At 28.7% G+C, this 15,908-nt stretch carries 19 protein-coding genes and 1 pseudogene; 15 read left to right on the forward strand and 5 right to left on the reverse strand.

From position 1 onward, the window contains the following. Window positions 1-28 precede the first annotated feature (28 nt). Window positions 29-463 carry a type VII toxin-antitoxin system HepT family RNase toxin gene (gene hepT / locus BUB83_RS11455; protein WP_073338610.1) on the reverse strand — a complete coding sequence of 145 codons (435 nt, stop codon included), beginning with the start codon at window positions 461-463 and terminating at the stop codon, window positions 29-31. 1 nt (window position 464) lies between these two features. Next, the gene (gene mntA, locus BUB83_RS11460) at window positions 465-902 is read right to left on the reverse strand and encodes a type VII toxin-antitoxin system MntA family adenylyltransferase antitoxin (RefSeq protein WP_073338611.1); all 438 of its coding nucleotides are present in this window, start codon (window positions 900-902) and stop codon (window positions 465-467) included. Between the two features lie 323 nt (window positions 903-1,225). On the opposite strand from mntA, the pseudogene BUB83_RS11470 reads away from it, so the two are divergent. After that, window positions 1,226-1,477: pseudogene (locus BUB83_RS11470) on the forward strand (histidine phosphatase family protein); the annotation flags it as partial. Window positions 1,478-1,926: 449 nt separating this feature from the next. Here the strand turns inward: BUB83_RS11470 and BUB83_RS21630 are convergent. Further along, window positions 1,927-2,460: a hypothetical protein gene (locus tag BUB83_RS21630; protein WP_143160533.1), complete on the reverse strand. Its 534-nt coding sequence runs from the start codon at window positions 2,458-2,460 to the stop codon at window positions 1,927-1,929. Window positions 2,461-2,680: 220 nt separating this feature from the next. Between BUB83_RS21630 and BUB83_RS21635 the strand changes: the two genes are divergently transcribed. The 7 genes from BUB83_RS21635 to BUB83_RS11510 all read left to right on the forward strand — a co-directional run bounded on the left by BUB83_RS21635 (window position 2,681) and on the right by BUB83_RS11510 (window position 9,628). After that, on the forward strand, window positions 2,681-2,797 hold the full coding sequence (locus tag BUB83_RS21635; RefSeq protein ID WP_200801466.1) for a GNAT family N-acetyltransferase: 117 nt from the start codon (window positions 2,681-2,683) through the stop codon (window positions 2,795-2,797). Window positions 2,798-3,010: 213 nt separating this feature from the next. Beyond that, complete coding sequence (locus BUB83_RS11485) at window positions 3,011-4,501, forward strand: phytoene desaturase family protein (protein WP_073338614.1); 1,491 nt, start codon at window positions 3,011-3,013, stop codon at window positions 4,499-4,501. Window positions 4,502-4,549: 48 nt separating this feature from the next. Continuing rightward, the gene (locus BUB83_RS11490; RefSeq protein ID WP_073338615.1) at window positions 4,550-5,797 is read left to right on the forward strand and encodes a hypothetical protein; all 1,248 of its coding nucleotides are present in this window, start codon (window positions 4,550-4,552) and stop codon (window positions 5,795-5,797) included. Window positions 5,798-5,926: 129 nt separating this feature from the next. Further along, window positions 5,927-6,601, forward strand: coding sequence for a response regulator transcription factor (locus BUB83_RS11495; RefSeq protein ID WP_073338616.1), 675 nt, complete (start codon window positions 5,927-5,929; stop codon window positions 6,599-6,601). Further along, window positions 6,601-7,971 carry a sensor histidine kinase gene (locus BUB83_RS11500; RefSeq protein ID WP_073338617.1) on the forward strand — a complete coding sequence of 457 codons (1,371 nt, stop codon included), beginning with the start codon at window positions 6,601-6,603 and terminating at the stop codon, window positions 7,969-7,971. The genes BUB83_RS11495 and BUB83_RS11500 overlap by 1 nt, the downstream gene beginning before the upstream one ends. A 107-nt stretch (window positions 7,972-8,078) precedes the next feature. Beyond that, window positions 8,079-8,906 carry a 4Fe-4S binding protein gene (locus tag BUB83_RS11505; RefSeq protein WP_200801467.1) on the forward strand — a complete coding sequence of 276 codons (828 nt, stop codon included), beginning with the start codon at window positions 8,079-8,081 and terminating at the stop codon, window positions 8,904-8,906. Further along, window positions 8,906-9,628 (forward strand): hypothetical protein, encoded by a 723-nt coding sequence (locus BUB83_RS11510; protein ID WP_073338619.1) that lies wholly within the window; start codon window positions 8,906-8,908, stop codon window positions 9,626-9,628. Before BUB83_RS11505 ends, BUB83_RS11510 begins: the two co-directional genes overlap by 1 nt. 254 nt (window positions 9,629-9,882) lie before the next feature. On the opposite strand, the gene BUB83_RS11515 is transcribed toward BUB83_RS11510, so the two are convergent. After that, window positions 9,883-10,425, reverse strand: coding sequence for a DUF2812 domain-containing protein (locus tag BUB83_RS11515; protein WP_073338620.1), 543 nt, complete (start codon window positions 10,423-10,425; stop codon window positions 9,883-9,885). Between the two features lie 2 nt (window positions 10,426-10,427). Next, window positions 10,428-10,751, reverse strand: coding sequence for a PadR family transcriptional regulator (locus tag BUB83_RS11520; protein ID WP_073338621.1), 324 nt, complete (start codon window positions 10,749-10,751; stop codon window positions 10,428-10,430). A 204-nt stretch (window positions 10,752-10,955) separates the two neighbouring features. Between BUB83_RS11520 and BUB83_RS11525 the strand changes: the two genes are divergently transcribed. The 7 genes from BUB83_RS11525 to BUB83_RS11555 all read left to right on the forward strand — a co-directional run bounded on the left by BUB83_RS11525 (window position 10,956) and on the right by BUB83_RS11555 (window position 15,861). Beyond that, window positions 10,956-11,462 carry a MarR family winged helix-turn-helix transcriptional regulator gene (locus BUB83_RS11525; RefSeq protein ID WP_242950668.1) on the forward strand — a complete coding sequence of 169 codons (507 nt, stop codon included), beginning with the start codon at window positions 10,956-10,958 and terminating at the stop codon, window positions 11,460-11,462. Window positions 11,463-11,649: 187 nt separating this feature from the next. Then, a complete protein-coding gene (locus BUB83_RS11530; RefSeq protein WP_073338622.1) occupies window positions 11,650-12,831 on the forward strand; it encodes an ArsA family ATPase in 1,182 nt (393 codons plus the stop codon). Further along, entirely contained in the window at window positions 12,828-13,049 is a 222-nt protein-coding gene (locus BUB83_RS11535) for a hypothetical protein (RefSeq protein ID WP_073338623.1), read from the forward strand. The genes BUB83_RS11530 and BUB83_RS11535 overlap by 4 nt, the downstream gene beginning before the upstream one ends. Before the next feature lie 34 nt (window positions 13,050-13,083). After that, a complete protein-coding gene (locus tag BUB83_RS11540) occupies window positions 13,084-14,250 on the forward strand; it encodes an ArsA family ATPase (protein ID WP_073338624.1) in 1,167 nt (388 codons plus the stop codon). Window positions 14,251-14,385: 135 nt separating this feature from the next. Then, complete coding sequence (locus BUB83_RS11545; RefSeq protein ID WP_073338625.1) at window positions 14,386-14,859, forward strand: flavodoxin domain-containing protein; 474 nt, start codon at window positions 14,386-14,388, stop codon at window positions 14,857-14,859. A gap of 16 nt (window positions 14,860-14,875) precedes the next feature. Further along, window positions 14,876-15,307: a VOC family protein gene (locus tag BUB83_RS11550; protein ID WP_073338626.1), complete on the forward strand. Its 432-nt coding sequence runs from the start codon at window positions 14,876-14,878 to the stop codon at window positions 15,305-15,307. A gap of 20 nt (window positions 15,308-15,327) precedes the next feature. Next, window positions 15,328-15,861, forward strand: a complete 534-nt coding sequence (locus BUB83_RS11555) for a GNAT family N-acetyltransferase (protein ID WP_073338627.1) — start codon at window positions 15,328-15,330, stop codon at window positions 15,859-15,861. Window positions 15,862-15,908 lie beyond the last annotated feature (47 nt).

Raw genomic sequence — 15,908 nt, forward strand, 5'->3', positions numbered from 1 at the left:
CCGAAAGCAATTAATTGCTCTCGGTTACTTAATAGGTCTTTTTTATCCATTTATTTATGTAGCTCATAAAATCAATAAAATCGTTAAGATGATTTTTTAGGATGTCTATCATAATTTTTTCATCAACTCTCATATAATCATGGACAAGAATATTTCTAAAAGAAACCATATTAGCTATGCTCCTAGAAAATTTGGTGGGAAGGATACTTTCTTTTCTTAATGTGAGAATACAGTCCCTATATGTATCGGGTTTTTCAATGTCTAAGGCTGATATAATTATATTTGAAATATCCAGAACACATTCAATAGATAGTTGAACCCCTCGCTCTATACCCCAATATCGTATCATATCTTCTTTTAGATTTTCTTCATTTATAATATTAGCAACGGATTTCAATAATACTAAATTTTTTTGAAGTTCTTTCATTTTGACTTCGATAGTTCCTAAAATATTTGCTGTCATTTTATTTATCAACTCCTGTAGAATCTTCTATCCATTCATTAATATATTTCATTTGAGTTTTTCTGAAAGGCTCCATATCCATATACTCTTTAAGAACCTTAACTTCAAAATCTACTTTAATATCTTCATTTTCCATAAAAACAAGATTACCATATTTAATAACTTGATGCTTTAGTACAGCGCTTGCAGAATTTAAGATAACTAAATCAATATCATCTCTTTTAAAAATGCTGGTTAAATCACCTATCAAATTTAGCTTATCTAATGGATTATAATCATTGTAGAGAAGAATGGCTATATCCAAATCACTTTTAGAATTATTACTTCCTTTTGCATAAGAACCAAATATATAGATTAACTTTATATTATAGTCCTTTATGAATTCTTGTATATTAGTTTCTAACAAACCTTTCAATTCTACCATATTTTTTTGCTTCATAGAAATCACCTTCTTATCTAGCATAAAGATTGTGTATTTATTATACCATTAATCAATTCTTATACAAATATAAATCTTAGGTTATAATGTTTACTAAAATTGGATTTATAGATATAATATAGGGAATAAACAGTATTTTGAAGGACTTTAAATAAGCATCATGAAATAAACTCAAATTATTTTTTGGACAGGTTTAGAAATTTAAAGTTTCAGGTTAGAAAAAATAAATTTATAAATGATAAAGATTTAAAAGTAAAAATTGATTTAATTAAGGATAAAAAGAAAAATTCATACATTGGTTGTAGAATGATTTTGAGTACAAGCTATCAGATGGTGAATGTTTGAGAGAAGTTCAAGAAAGAAATATAGCTGCTTTAATTGACATAGTAAAAGAAAATAAAGAAAGTAACATTGTTATAGCAACACACGGCACCGCATTAAGCACCATTATACAATACTATAGTGAGGATTTTGGATATGATGATTTTCACAGAATAAAGGATTTTATGCCATATATTTGGTGTATAGAATTGGAAGATGGAAATGTAAAAAAAATAGAGGAATTTATTATATAACTAAATATTTATTTCTGGGGGGATAATGTGAAGGAAAAAGTAAGGTCAATTATTTATAATAATGAAAAACAGCAATATAAATTTGTTTTTTTACTTCTTTCATTTATAGGTATTTTATCAATATTGTATTTTATGATCGTTAATCCTTTGGAGCAAGTGCTGGCGAATTCAGGATTTACATACAAAGTAAAGTATAACCCTAACGCAATAAAGGATTTAATTCCATGCTTATTTTATTGGTCATTATTACGGGTGATGATGTTTTTGGGATCTTGGATAGTATTGAGATTCATAGAGAAACGAGATTTGTCTACAATTGGATTAAGTTTTTATGAAGGATGGATAAAAGATTTAGGGTTAGGATTATTTATAGGAGTTGTTTTAACAAGTTTTATTTTTATAATAGGGATAATTTTTGGATGGATAAAAATAGAAGGACTTTCCTGGAATTATATAAGCAAAAGAGAACTATTATATGCAATAGAGTTTTTGTTCAGATTTTCTTTCATTTCACAGTATCTATTTTTTTGATTCTCTGAACTTTGTAAATTAAATGAAAGAGGCAAAAATGTGTTACCATCAGTCCAACCAATGGTAAGCATTCTAAATCCTCTTTTATATTTTGACCCTTTACTTGCATGATCATTTACGTTGGCAAGTAATTCAACCTTTTTGCTCCTAAGTCTACCATAAAATGAATCATCAACAATTATTGCATTGATACGTTTTTCAGTAGTAAGAGATAATAAATGATCTTTTATTATTGTTCCCGACAATTTTAATAAGAAGGTATGCCAATTTATAAACATTGAATTTAAAAATCTATACACTACGTCTTTAGCAAATAAAGTTTCATTATTTTCAGTCTGATAATTCATGTACATACTTTTACCAGTATAAACTAGTTGCAATAAATAACAAAAGATATCATAAACACATACACCTTTTTCTTTATAACAATTTGATTTTTTTAAGGCATTCATAACTTTGAATTTTTTGACAAAATTTATATAGGTTTCATAAAATAATTTCCATTTTGATTATTTTGTGGTATATTATTCATATGAATAAATCCTCCTAAAATTGATAATTTTGTATTTGTAGTTATTTACATTATATCATTTTTAAGAGGAATATTCTATATTTAAATGTTTAAAACCCTTGATTTATCAATGGGTTCGCACATGTTTTCATGTGCGAAGTTTGAGTAATCATTCTATTATAGCTGGAATAGCTTTACCAAATAATAAAAGCATGGCATTGCATGAGAAGATAGGATTTAGAAAAGTAGCTCATTTTGAAGAAATTGGATATAAATAAAAGAAATGGATAGATGTGGGCTATTGGCAATATAACTTTAAGTAACGGCGTGTTATATTGTCAATACTGTAGAAATTATATGTGAGATATGGATTTTATATATAAATGCTAAAATTACATTTGTAAAAGCTAATGATGCCACAGTATTCGTATTTCAGCAGCAAGAAAGATTTGAATAAATAATTAATTTAAAAGAAAGGGGAAAGTGTAACTATGAAAAAAGTCATTATTATTGGTGCTGGTATTTCAGGATTAAGTGCAGGTATTTTTGCAAGAAAGAACGGATTAGATGCCGAAATATTTGAAATGCATTCTTTACCTGGTGGAGAGTGTACTGGTTGGAATAGAAATGGATATCATTTTGATAACTGCATTCATTGGCTAACTGGAACAAAGAAGGGCACAGGGCTTTATGAGGTTTGGAAAGAACTTGGTGCGTTTGAAAATACAGATGTTTATACAGCTGAGTATTTTTTTGCTTGTAATAAAGAAGGAAGAACCCTATATATGTATAAGGATTTAATTAAACTAGAAAAGCATCTAAAAGATATATCCTCAGAAGATAAAAACCAGATAGAAAACTTCATAGCTTTAATCGAAAAGTTTCAAAGTATGGAGGTTCCAATAGAAAAATCTATTGATATGATGAATATTATTGACTATATAAAAATGGCCAAGAAATATGGTGCTTTAGGAAAGGATTTAAAATCACTAAATAAGATATCTGTAAAAGAGTATGCTTCCAAATTTAAAAATACTTTAATTGGGGAAGCATTGATGAACATTGTTCCCCATCATTTTCCTGCTTCAATTATATTTTTCACTCTAGCAAGTTTTACCTCAGGTAATGGGGGGTGGCCTATGGGTGGCTCTTTAAAAATGTCATTAAGAATAGAAAATAAATTTAAAACACTTGGTGGAAAGGTAAATTATAATACTAAGGTTCAAAGGATTATAGTTCATAATGGTAGTGCTGTAGGTATTGAACTAGAAAATGGGCAGGTTGTTCAAGGAGATTATATTATTTCTGCAGTTGATGCAAATATGTTGGTAACTAATTTGTTAGAAGGTAAATATAAGGACAAAGTATTTGATAAACAATTTGCAAATGAAAAATCATATAGTATATTTAGCAGTGTAGATATTGGCATAGGAGTAGCCTGTGATTTATCTCATAGAGCCCATCGTAGTTCTTATGAAGTTCCTCCATTCAAATGTGGTAAAAAAACCGTAGATAGAATTGATATTCGTCATTTTTGTCATGAAGAAAACTTTGCCCCAAAAGGAGCATCAGTAATAAGAGTGACTATTACAGATTATGAGTATGAGTATTGGAAAATCTTAAGGGAAACAAATAAAGAAAAATATGATAATGAGAAGAAAGCCATTGCATACGCCATAATGAAAAGATTAGAATTGATATATCCAGAGACCAAAGATAAGGTTGAAACTTTTGATATTAATACACCTATAACATATGAAAGATATTGTGGAGCATACAAGGGAGCGTACATGAGTTTTATTCCTTTACCAAAGGTTAAGAGTTTATATCAAAATGGAAAAATTCAAGGAATTAATAATTTATATGTAGCTGGACAATGGATAATGTCACCGGGTGGTCTTCCAGTAGCTTGTGTTTCAGGGAAATGGGCAGTACAGAAGATATACAAAATAGAAAAATATAAGCAAAACAGCAAGAATTGAATAAATACCATATTTCTGTCCATAATGCAAATAAGGGCGGTGAAAGATATGGAAATTATAGATTTAAAAGATCAATGTAAAAATACTCTTGAACCTATATGTAAGATAGGGGACAGATTGATTTTAAGAGAAAAAGTTGATGTTTACTATCCATTTACGGATTCGGGAATTGTGAACTATTTTAACTACAGTATTAGTAATGATAAAATGTATAAAATTAATGTTGGTAAGGAAAAGATTCTTTTGGATATATATCATCAGGAATCAGTTGAAGGAAAAAATGAATTTTACTATGTAACAATTCAAAAGCAGCTTTTTGTGAATGATTTTACTTTGTATAAAGTTGATTTAGAAACTTCAAAGGCTAGTTTTGTACACAAATTTCAAATGGAGAAAAGATATGAAGACTTTCTTCTTGAAAAGTTAGACGATGATCATTTTATCATGTTTTATAAAGAGATGAAAGAATTAACTGAAGAACAATTTAAGAATTTTAATTATGCTAAAGAGATTTATGGATATCATAGAGCAGTTATATATAATGTTAAAACAGATGAGCACTGGGAAGTCATGGATAAAGACTTTCTAAGAGGGGTAAGGCTTGTTTTTTTTAAGACATCAATAAAAAATACTGATTGTGTTGTTTATGAAGAGAATTATTTAGAGCCTTATGAAAAAGAAGAAATATATAAGAAAGTTAAAATCGGCAGAAAATCAAAGAAAGCTAGATTTTTTTATTGGGACCGTATTCGATTTTTATCTATCAAAGATTTTATAAATCAGGTTCAAATGGGAAATGAAAATCTGCCTTTTCAAAATGTTGAAGAACAAGGGATTGACGGATACGAGTTATTCTCTGGGGCAGACGAGGAGAATATTTATTATGAAATTAATAAGTATAATGAAGCGAATAAAAATGCAATTGTTATGCTGAATAGAAATACCTTGTCAAAAAAGGTTATTCCGCTTAATGAAGAAATTACTTTTGAAAATTCTAGAGTTGATAGGAATTCTATTGAATATTCATGGAAATTAGATGATAAAAATAAAGCGATTTTCTTAAGAAAAATAATATCAAAGGACCAGGTAGAGGTTAAAGAAATTGTTAATGGAAATGTTAATTATGTTTATGAAAGAAAACTAGGGTATCCTGTTGAATGTATTGATGATCGTTATTTGATTATTTATTCTAGAGAGCAGAAGAAAAATACTACTATTGCGGATATACATACTGGTACGATTAAAACCTTGAATAGACAGCATGCTGTTTATGACAATTATCTCATATTGTTTTAGTTCTATAGGGAGAGACAGCCCCCTATAGTTATTTTTTTGTATTATTATTTGAATGGAACTAATAATAAATTCATTGACTTTTAAGACCATTATTAATTAATATTATACTAAAGGTAAGGAGATGACAATATGTATGATACTAATATCCTGTTGGTAGAGGATGATAAAAGAATAAGAGAAATCCTAAGAAAATATCTAGAAAAAGAATCCTTTAATTTATTTGAAGCTGAAAATGGGGAAAAGGCTTTTAATGAATTTGATGAAAGAATATACAATCTTATTATATTGGATGTAATGTTGCCGGATATGGATGGGTGGACAATACTCAGGCATATTAGGAAAAAGTCAAATATACCGGTAATTATGTTAACAGCAAGAAGTGAAGAGGAAGATAAACTATTTGGCTTTGAGCTGGGAGCAGATGATTATGTAACCAAGCCTTTTAGTTCTAGATTATTATTAGCTAGAATAAAAGCTTTGTTAAAAAGAAATAGCATATCCTCAGTAAATAATTTGCTAGAGATTAACGGAATTTCTATTAATAAAGATTTTAGGCAAGCTTTTATGAATGAAGCTAAATTAGATTTAACGCCTATAGAGTATAGCTTACTTGTTTATTTTATGGATAATATTAACATTGCTTTATCAAGAACAACCATACTTGATGCTGTATGGGGATATGATTATTTTGGGGAGGAAAGAGCAGTAGATACTCATGTTAAAAGATTAAGAAAGAAACTATCTGAAAATAGTAGTATTATTGAAACAGTAAGAGGTTACGGGTATAGGATGGTGAGTAAGTAGTGAGTAAATCAATTACCTTAAAAATATTTAGTATATTTATAGCCTTTACTTTTAGCTTATTCTTATTTATAGGCATAACCACTAAGTTTTTTCTTCCGCAATATTATAAAAATCAAAAGCTGTCTTCTATTAAGGATTATACTAATGAAATCTCAGAAATTTATGATGCTAATAATGAAGAAAGTATAAATCAGGTGAAAACTATATTTGAAGAAATGAAGTCTACAATAGGGGGGGATATATACACTTTAGATGAAAATGGCTCAATTAAATGGTCAGGGAAAAATAAAAGGAGTCAAGAAGAGAACTATACCATAAGTGGGGAAATATTTCAAAATCAATTTGTAAATAAAATGGGGGTTGAAATATTTTCCTTTGGAGTGAAGATAGATAATGGTTATCTTTTGTATGATGTCTCTATTGAATCACTGGATGATGCCGTAGGGATAATGATTAATTTTTTTATTTATATTTTGCTAATAAGTTTAGTTATATCAATTATTTCAGCTTATTTTATCTCGATTAGAATAACAAAACCTATTAAAAAACTAAATAACTTGGCATTACAAATGAAATCCAAAGAAATTCAATCAATCATGAATTGGGATAGAAAAGATGAAATCGGGCAGCTTAATAATTCTTTAAATTTACTTTATGAAGAATTACTTTCAAATATTCAAAGATTAGAAACGGAGTTAAGTAAAGAAAGATCCGTGGAAAAACTTAAGAAGCAGTTTTTAGCACAAGCTACTCATGAGTTAAAAACGCCTATTTCAGTTATACAGGGTTATGCTGAGTTAATTTATGATGGAATGTACAAAGATGAAAATGAAAGAGATCATTACATAGAAAATATTCTTAATGAAACTGAAAATATGGGTAATCTTATAAATGATGTGCTGGATTTTGCAAAGATAGAAAATGGATTTTTCTCTATTAATAAAAAACAAGTCTTTGTAAATCCATGGCTTAATAGAATTTTAGTTACTTTTAAAGAGTTCGCTGAAAACAAAGATATTGAAGTGCTTATAAGCAATAAGGTAGGGGATTTATGTGTGGATATTGATGAATTTAGAATTGAGCAGGTTATTAGAAATTTATTATCCAATGCTTTAAAACATTCGGATAAGCAAATTATTATAAATGCTTACAATTTAAATAATAAACTAGCAATTGAAGTTATTAATACAGGGAAAAGCATTGAAAGTACAGATTTGCCATATATATTTGATAGCTTTTATAAAGCCAAAGGCGAAGAAAAAGGTACAGGACTTGGTCTTGCTATAGTAAAACAGATTATTATTCAGCATAAAGGTGATTACAGAGTAGAAAATATTAATAACGGAGTTAAATTTAGTTTTATTGTGTGATCAGTAAGTGATAAGTTACACATTTTCGCCACAGAAATGCCATATAAAGAAGGTAATATTTATTTAAAGAAAACTTTATAGGGAAATCCCTTTATATGGAGGTCATTATGAATAAACGAAAAAAAATAAGATTAATTAGTCAAATATTTTTCTTTGCTTTAGTGGGGTTAATCTCATTAAATCATTATTTAGTTGAAACTGGTAGCACAATACCTTTTATAGGTTCAGCTTCTTTGCATGCAATATGTCCCTATGGAGGAGTAGAAACATTTGTAGCATTGATCCAGTATGGTGTCTTTGTTAAAAAAATTCATACATCATCATTAGTAATTACTTCAATCATTTTGGTACTTGCTGTAATAGTTGGTCCAGTTGTATGTAGTTATATGTGTCCTCTTGGTAGTATTCAAGAATGGATAGGTAGGATAGGTAAAAAAATCTTCGGAAAAAGATATAATACCTTTGTTCCTAGAAAAGTAGACGAAATACTTAGATTTGCCAGATATTTTGTACTAATATTCACAGTATATGTAACTACAAATTCATTAAGATTATTATTTTTAGAAATAGACCCATATTATGCTTTATTCAATTTTTGGACTGGAGAAGCAACTATCGGAGGAATAATTGTACTACTAATTATATTAATTTCAACTCTATTTATTGAAAGACCTTGGTGCAAATATGCATGTCCTTTCGGTGCTTTAGTAGGAATAAGTAATTTATTTAGTATATTTAAGATTAAAAGAAATAATGGTACTTGTATCAACTGTAAAAAATGTGACTTAGTATGTCCTATGAATATTCAAGTCTCAGCAACAGAAGTTGTGAAGGATCATCAATGTATCAGATGTGGGGAATGTACATCAGAAGTGTTATGCCCTATAGATAATACGGTTGAATTAAGAATTCAATCATTTAAGGAGGGAAAATAATGAAGTTAAATAGAGTTCCCTTGGTTATATTAATATTTGTTATACTCTTTGGAGGAATAATAGGAGCTAAAGCTACAGGAATTTGGGAAACGGAATCCACAAAACAGCCTCAAAAGATTGCTTCAGGTGAGTTTAAAGATATGCCTGACCCGGAAGATATTAGAGGGTCATATTCCTTCCAAGATATTGAGAATGTTTTTGAAATAAAAGCAAGTACATTAGCAAAGGCCTTTAATATAGAAACTGATAAGCCGGAAGAGGTTAAAGCTAAGGATTTAGAAAGTATTTATTCAAACTTAGGTGAGGATATTGAAATAGGAACAGGATCTGTAAAACTCTTTGTAGCTTTATATACAGGACTTCCATATGAGGGAGATGATTATATTTTAAATAAGTCTGTAGATGTTTTAAAAGAAGATGGTAAATGGACTAATGAAATGGAATCTCTTTTAAAAGATAAAATAATTGACGTAAATGAAAAAAGCACTTTTTCACCTCAAAGTAAAGATGATTATCTTGAAAATGAAGAAAATAAAGAAGTTGTAAAAGGGAAAACAACTGTAAGTGAAATAATATCCTGGGGACTTTCCCAAGAGGAAATAGAAAATATTCTTGGAGTGAAAGTTGAAAATGTAAATCTATTAGTTAAAGATATATGTACAGCTAACGGATTACAATTTTCAAATATAAAAAATCAATTAAATGATGCGTTAAGCAAATAGTTAAGCTAAATTATTTATTAGTTACACAAAATAAGGTTGTCTATTAAGACAACCTTATTTATTTGATTTCATCTGTTTCACAGAAGTATAAGTAAATATTGGAATATTGACGAGCATTATGAATCCTATTACCCTAACCGCCCAATCGGGAAATGATTCAAAATAGAAGTTAATCGCTATGCTTACTAATGCAATTATCATAATTGTTATACTTATATTTTTGCTTTTCATAGGTAATTCTCCCTTTAAATTATTTATTCTTGAATTGATTTTTCTTTTTTTAGCATAATAATTTTTTTAGATACTTTGAATATACCAAAACCAAGTAAAAAGGATACAAGAAAACCAAGCATAGAAATAACAATTGATGGAGTAAGTCTATTTTCTATATACATTGTTAAATTATTAAAACTAGAGATTAGATTTATTGGTGTTACTAGAATAAATAACTTTAAAATCCGCTTATAATGCTTTATTTTTGAGTCAAGATCAGAGTATATTTCGAATTTTCCAGCAGCTACTTTTTTTCTAAAATATGACCAACGAAATACAGAACCAATGTATTCCACACCTGTTTCTTCTAGAAACTCAATATATGAAGTACTCTCAAGTGAGGATATTCTATTTTCTAATAGTTCTAATCTATAAGAGTATTCATCTACTAAAGACTCTTCAAAAACATATTTACAAAAACCAACCCCAACCAATTGTAGCCCCTTTGATGACATTTCATTTAACCATTCTTCCTCTTTTTCAAAATCCCATGCCCAAAACCATTTATGAATTGTACGCCTCATTTTTACTTACCTCCCATAATTTTTTCGCCATTTATAATTAATTCACCAAGTCTTTCGATTTCATTCATTACAACTTCTTTCCCTTCATTGGTAATTTCATATTCCTTTTTTCGAGAGTTAGATTCCCCAGGAAGAGGAATTATAAACCCTTTAGCAAGCAATGTATTTATGGCGCCATAAAGAGTTCCTGCTGCTAGATTAACTCTACCCTTGCTTAACTCCGTAACATTTTGCATTATCCCATACCCATGCATAGGGGTGTAAAGGGACAAAAGAATATAATAAACAGCTTCTGTTAAAACAATGTTTCCTTTGTCATTTCTCATTATATCTGCCTCCGTTATTTCTATTGCCGTTATATCGTCATGCGATATACTTATAATATAACGCCTCCCGATATAGTTGTCAATAGTTTCTAGAAAAAAATATAACATCAAATTAAATTAATGAAAGAGTAGTTGACAAATAATTACTTCGGTGCTAGAATTAAAATATACTTCGATGCAAGAACTATTATGGAGGATTTAACTGTGGATGAAAAAATAAAAATAAATATTGATATTGAAAAATTGGTATTTAAATATATAGAAGAATACAAAATTTTATTTTTCCCTAACCAATGGAGTGAAATATTTTTAGATTTCTCCAAAAATGAAGTCTTTGCTTTGTTATGTTTATACAGAAACAAAGATTCCAATATGACTGATATAGCAGAATATATTATGGCTCCATTAAACACTACTACGGGAGTGGTTGGAAGATTAGAGAAGAAACAATTGGTGGAAAGAATTAGAAGTACAGAAGATAGAAGAATTGTATTGATTACTCTTACAGATAAAGCCAAAGAGTTAATAGATAAAGAAAAAGAGATTATAATTAAATATTTAAGTAAAATTTATGAAAGTCTTACAGAAGATGAATTAGCTTCAGCTTTCAGTATTTTTGGTAAGGTAATGAATATATTCGCAAAGGATAAGGAAGAAATTACCAATCAATCTATCAAAGAAAAGAAAGTCAAGAAAATATTCATAGAATAGCTCAGTATAGGTATTTCAGTTCAACTATTAATTTATACGTGTCCAAAACTCCTAGGATCAAGGAGATTTTGTACAAGTATAAATTAAGTTTCACAGTGAATTCCCTATAATACTGAGTTATTTTAAAAATAAATACTTCGATTAAAGAACTATTCAAGTATAGAATAAAAAGAATGGAGTGAAAATTATGAATAGAATAATTATCTTTACAGGAAAAGGTGGAGTAGGCAAGACAAGTACAGCAAGTGCTCATGCAGTAAAAGCAGCAAAGCAAGGGATGAAGACTTTAATAGTAAGTACTGATTTAGCCCATAATTTAAGCGATATTTTTATGCAGGAAATTAAAAAAGAACCTACGGAAATCATTGAAAACCTTTGGGGATTAGAAATCGATCCCAATTACGAAATGGAGAATTATTATGGAAGTATAAAAGAAGCAGTTAGAAAAATGATGATATTTGGTGAAGAAAAAGATGAAGAAACTTATGAAGATATAGTAGCATTTCCGGGAATGGAGGAATTGTTCTGTTTACTCAAAATAAAAGATATATATGAAAAAAACATTTATGATTTAATAATAGTTGATAGTGCCCCTACTGGAGAAACTTTATCTTTATTGAAATTCCCAGAATTGTTGAGTTGGTACATGGAAAAGTTTCTTCCAATTGGAAAAGTTGCTCTTAAGTTTCTTAGACCAATATCAAAAATAGCTTTTAAAGTTGAAATGCCCAATAAGCAAGCAATTAATGATATGGAAAAGCTCTATATTATGCTTTCTCAGCTTCAATTATTATTAAAGAACAGGGAAGTGTGTAGTATTAGATTAGTAACAATTCCTGAAAAAATGGTAGTTGAAGAAACTAAGAGAAATTACATGTATTTAAATCTTTATAATTTTAATGTTGATGGATTATATATAAACAGAATCATTCCGAAAGATGTAAATAACAGCTTTTTTGATGAATGGAAAAAGCTCCAAAAACAATATATGGATGAAATAGAGTCAGTATTTTTTAATATCCCAATAATTAACATTAAATGGTATGAGGTAGATATTAATGGTATTGAAGGTCTTAATAGAATTGTAAAAGATTCATTAAATATTAAGAACATTTTTGAAGTTCAGAAGATAACTGTGAGTGAAAAATTTGAAAAAACTAAAGATGGATATAAATTAGAAGTTTATGTTCCCTTTGGAGATAAAAATGCTTTAGATCTATATGAAACAGGTACGGATATTTCAATAAGTATTGGAAACTTTAAAAGAAATATACCATGCCCAAATACACTGAAAAAATATAGTATAAGTAAGGCTAAATTTAATAATGATTATTTAGCAATTTATTTTATGGAGAAGGTGGTTAAATGAATAAAGTATTTATTGAAAAGATGTTAAAAGCAGAAATGCTAAGATATGAAGCTATAAAAGAAATATTACCTGCCAAAGCTACAAAGCAACTAGAAAAGTTTGAAAAAGAGGCTATGGCAGTAGTGAAAGATATAGTACTAGATATAGTAAAAGAATCTTATGATAATAATGAAGAAGAAAAAAAGGAAACTAAAAAAGTAGAAGTTGATTTTTCATAGATTATTTTAAAATCCTTAAAATAGGAGGGTAAAAATGCGAATTATATTATATACCGGTAAAGGTGGAGTAGGTAAAACAAGCGTTGCGGCGGCTACAGCATGTAAGATAGAAAAAGATGGTAAAAAAGTACTTATAATGAGTACCGATCAAGCACACAGTTTAAGTGATGCTTTTGATAAAAAGCTAGGAAACACACCAACTAAAATTCATGGAAAGTTAGATGCTTTAGAAATTGATACAATATCAGAAAACGAAAATATGTGGGGTAATATAAAAGGCTATTTTGAAAAGATTATGTTATTGAAAAGTGAAAAAAGCATTGAAACAGAGGAAGTGCTTATATTCCCAGGTTTTGAAGATTTATTAGCTCTTCTTAAGATTAAAGAATTTTATGATCAGGGTTATTATGATGTGCTAATTGTAGATTGTGCTCCAACCGGAGAAACAATGTCCATTTTGAAATTTCCAGAGCTTTTTAAATGGTGGATGGTTAAGTTCTTCCCAATGAAAAAGAAAGCAGCAAAAACCTTTAAACCACTTGTTGAAAAAACAATGAAAGTTCCAATGCCAGACGATGAAATGTTTGATGAAATTGAGCTTTTGTATAATAAGATAGATGAATTGCATAAATTAATGCTTCAAAAGGATATAGTTAGTTTAAGGATAGTAACTACCCCTGAAAGAATAGTTATAAAAGAAGCCAAAAGAAATTTCACTTATTTACACCTTTATGATTTTAATGTAGATGCCATAATTATAAATAGGATAATGTCCCAAGAAGGCGGAAAAGGTTATTTTGAGAAGTGGATGAATATTCAAATGGAAAATATAAGAGATATTTACCAAAGTTTTAAACCAGTTCCCATCTTTAAATCAGAACTTAGAAGTACGGAAGTGAGAAAATATGATACTTTGCTTGAAATGGGAGAGAGTATTTTTAAAACCACTAGAGCAGAAAAAGTGTTATTCGAGGAAAAAGTTTTTGAATTGGAAAAATCGAAAGAAGATGAAAGCTATTATTTAAAAATTAGTATGCCATTTGTAGATAAAAGGGAGTTAAACTTATATCAAAAGGGAGATGAATTAAGTATCTCCATTAAAAATGAAAAAAGAAATTTTACTTTGCCAAAAAAACTACAATCAAAAGAAATTATTAAAGCTAGTTATATTGATGATAAATTTGTAATTCAGTTTATGTAGCGAAGGGCAGCAAATAATCTAAATCAACCACAGATTTATTAAAAGTCTGTGGTTATGTTTTTATGGAAATAATTATATTTTTAAAAGTGATATGGTATAATATTACTGTATTTAATATTTAAAGAGAGGTGCAAAATGAGAATTTTAATTGCTTATGGAAGTAAACATGGAGCTACAGAGAAAGCAGCAAAAGAGTTAGGAGACAAATTGAAAAACAATGATGTTCATATAATAAATTTGAAAAAAGAAAAGACAGAAATTGACCATTACGATACCATTATAATCGGTGGTTCACTTTATGCGGGCATTCTACAAAAGGAAGTTAAAGCTTTTTGTGTGAATAATGAAAGTCAGTTAGCAAAGAAAAAACTTGGTTTTTTTCTTTGTTGTGGAAATGAAAGTAAGTTTGAAGAACAATTAGATATGGTATTCCCTAAAAATTTACTTGACGTAGCTACCGCAAAAGGCTATTTTGGCTATGAATATGATTTTAAAAAAATGAATTTTCTTGAGAAAATAGTTGTTAAAAAAGTGGTTAAAGTTAATGAAAGCAAATTTGAGATTAACGAGATAAATATTTCTGATTTTGCGAAAAAAATTTGTAATTAGAAAAGAGGTGAACTCAATGAATAGAATGAATATTATTTGTTTAGGTGTAAGAGATATGGAAAAATCAATTAAATTTTATAGAGATGGACTTGGGTTTAAAACTGATGAAAAAAGCAATAATCCAGAAGTTATTTTTTTTAATTCATCTGGAACAAAACTTGAATTATACCCATTAGACTTGTTAGCGAAAGATATTAATGAAAACACTCCTCCTGAAATCACAAATGGTTTTGGGGGCATTACACTGGCTTATAATGCTAAAAGTAAAGCGGAAGTTTGCCAGATTATTGAACAGGCAAGGAAATCAGGGGCAAAGATTGAAAAAGAGCCACAGGATGTTTTTTGGGGTGGTTACCATGCCTATTTTTCTGACCCTGACGGATACTATTGGGAAGTTGCATGGGGACCAAACTTTACATTTGATGAAAATGATATGTTGGAATTCTAGAAATATGAGGATGTAAATTTATGAAAAGTGTTATATATAGAAAATTATCAGTGGAAGAATGTCAGTGTATAAATGAAATGAACCCATCTCAATATATAGGAAAAGCATGGAGAGAAGTAGATGGAAAACGTCAGTTAGTCGAAATAAATTACCAAGATTCTGATTGGCCTAATGGTTATGAATATCATATCAGTCACCTAAAAGAAACTATTTTAAATAGTGGAAGTGCCATTGGTGCTTTTGATATCAACAATAAATTATTAGGATTTGCAGCAATTAATCGCCAGTTCTTTGGCGAAAGCCATAAATATGTTTTATTAGACCAATTGTTTGTAACATTAGAATGTAGAAATAAAGGGATAGGCAAAAAATTATTTATGTTTTGTGTAGATGTAGCAAGAGAATGGAACGCAGATAAAATTTATATTTGTGCAGGGTCTGCTGAGGAAACAATTGTATTTTATTTTGCAATAGGTTGTAAAGAGGCGGAGGAAATAAACAAAGAATTATATGAAAGTGACACAAGAGATTTTCAATTGGAGTTTTCCATATAAACTATTTAGTATAAGAGTTGATAGTTTTTATATAATCTAAATATAAA

It is taken from the genome of Clostridium grantii DSM 8605 (genome assembly GCF_900129965.1).
Classification (GTDB): Bacteria; Bacillota; Clostridia; order Clostridiales; family Clostridiaceae; genus Clostridium_AF; species Clostridium_AF grantii.

Coding starts and splice junctions, on each gene's coding strand:
- BUB83_RS11490 (WP_073338615.1), top strand. CDS start 4,550: ATGGAAATTATAGATTTAAAAGATCAATGTAAAAATACTCTTGAACCT.
- BUB83_RS11550 (WP_073338626.1), top strand. CDS start 14,876: ATGAATAGAATGAATATTATTTGTTTAGGTGTAAGAGATATGGAAAAA.
- BUB83_RS11495 (WP_073338616.1), top strand. CDS start 5,927: ATGTATGATACTAATATCCTGTTGGTAGAGGATGATAAAAGAATAAGA.
- BUB83_RS11540 (WP_073338624.1), top strand. CDS start 13,084: ATGCGAATTATATTATATACCGGTAAAGGTGGAGTAGGTAAAACAAGC.
- mntA (WP_073338611.1), bottom strand. CDS start 902: ATGAAGCAAAAAAATATGGTAGAATTGAAAGGTTTGTTAGAAACTAAT.
- BUB83_RS11535 (WP_073338623.1), top strand. CDS start 12,828: ATGAATAAAGTATTTATTGAAAAGATGTTAAAAGCAGAAATGCTAAGA.
- BUB83_RS11555 (WP_073338627.1), top strand. CDS start 15,328: ATGAAAAGTGTTATATATAGAAAATTATCAGTGGAAGAATGTCAGTGT.
- BUB83_RS11545 (WP_073338625.1), top strand. CDS start 14,386: ATGAGAATTTTAATTGCTTATGGAAGTAAACATGGAGCTACAGAGAAA.
- BUB83_RS11515 (WP_073338620.1), bottom strand. CDS start 10,425: ATGAGGCGTACAATTCATAAATGGTTTTGGGCATGGGATTTTGAAAAA.
- BUB83_RS11530 (WP_073338622.1), top strand. CDS start 11,650: ATGAATAGAATAATTATCTTTACAGGAAAAGGTGGAGTAGGCAAGACA.
- BUB83_RS11510 (WP_073338619.1), top strand. CDS start 8,906: ATGAAGTTAAATAGAGTTCCCTTGGTTATATTAATATTTGTTATACTC.
- BUB83_RS21630 (WP_143160533.1), bottom strand. CDS start 2,460: ATGAATGCCTTAAAAAAATCAAATTGTTATAAAGAAAAAGGTGTATGT.
- BUB83_RS11520 (WP_073338621.1), bottom strand. CDS start 10,751: ATGAGAAATGACAAAGGAAACATTGTTTTAACAGAAGCTGTTTATTAT.
- hepT (WP_073338610.1), bottom strand. CDS start 463: ATGACAGCAAATATTTTAGGAACTATCGAAGTCAAAATGAAAGAACTT.
- BUB83_RS11505 (WP_200801467.1), top strand. CDS start 8,079: ATGAATAAACGAAAAAAAATAAGATTAATTAGTCAAATATTTTTCTTT.
- BUB83_RS11485 (WP_073338614.1), top strand. CDS start 3,011: ATGAAAAAAGTCATTATTATTGGTGCTGGTATTTCAGGATTAAGTGCA.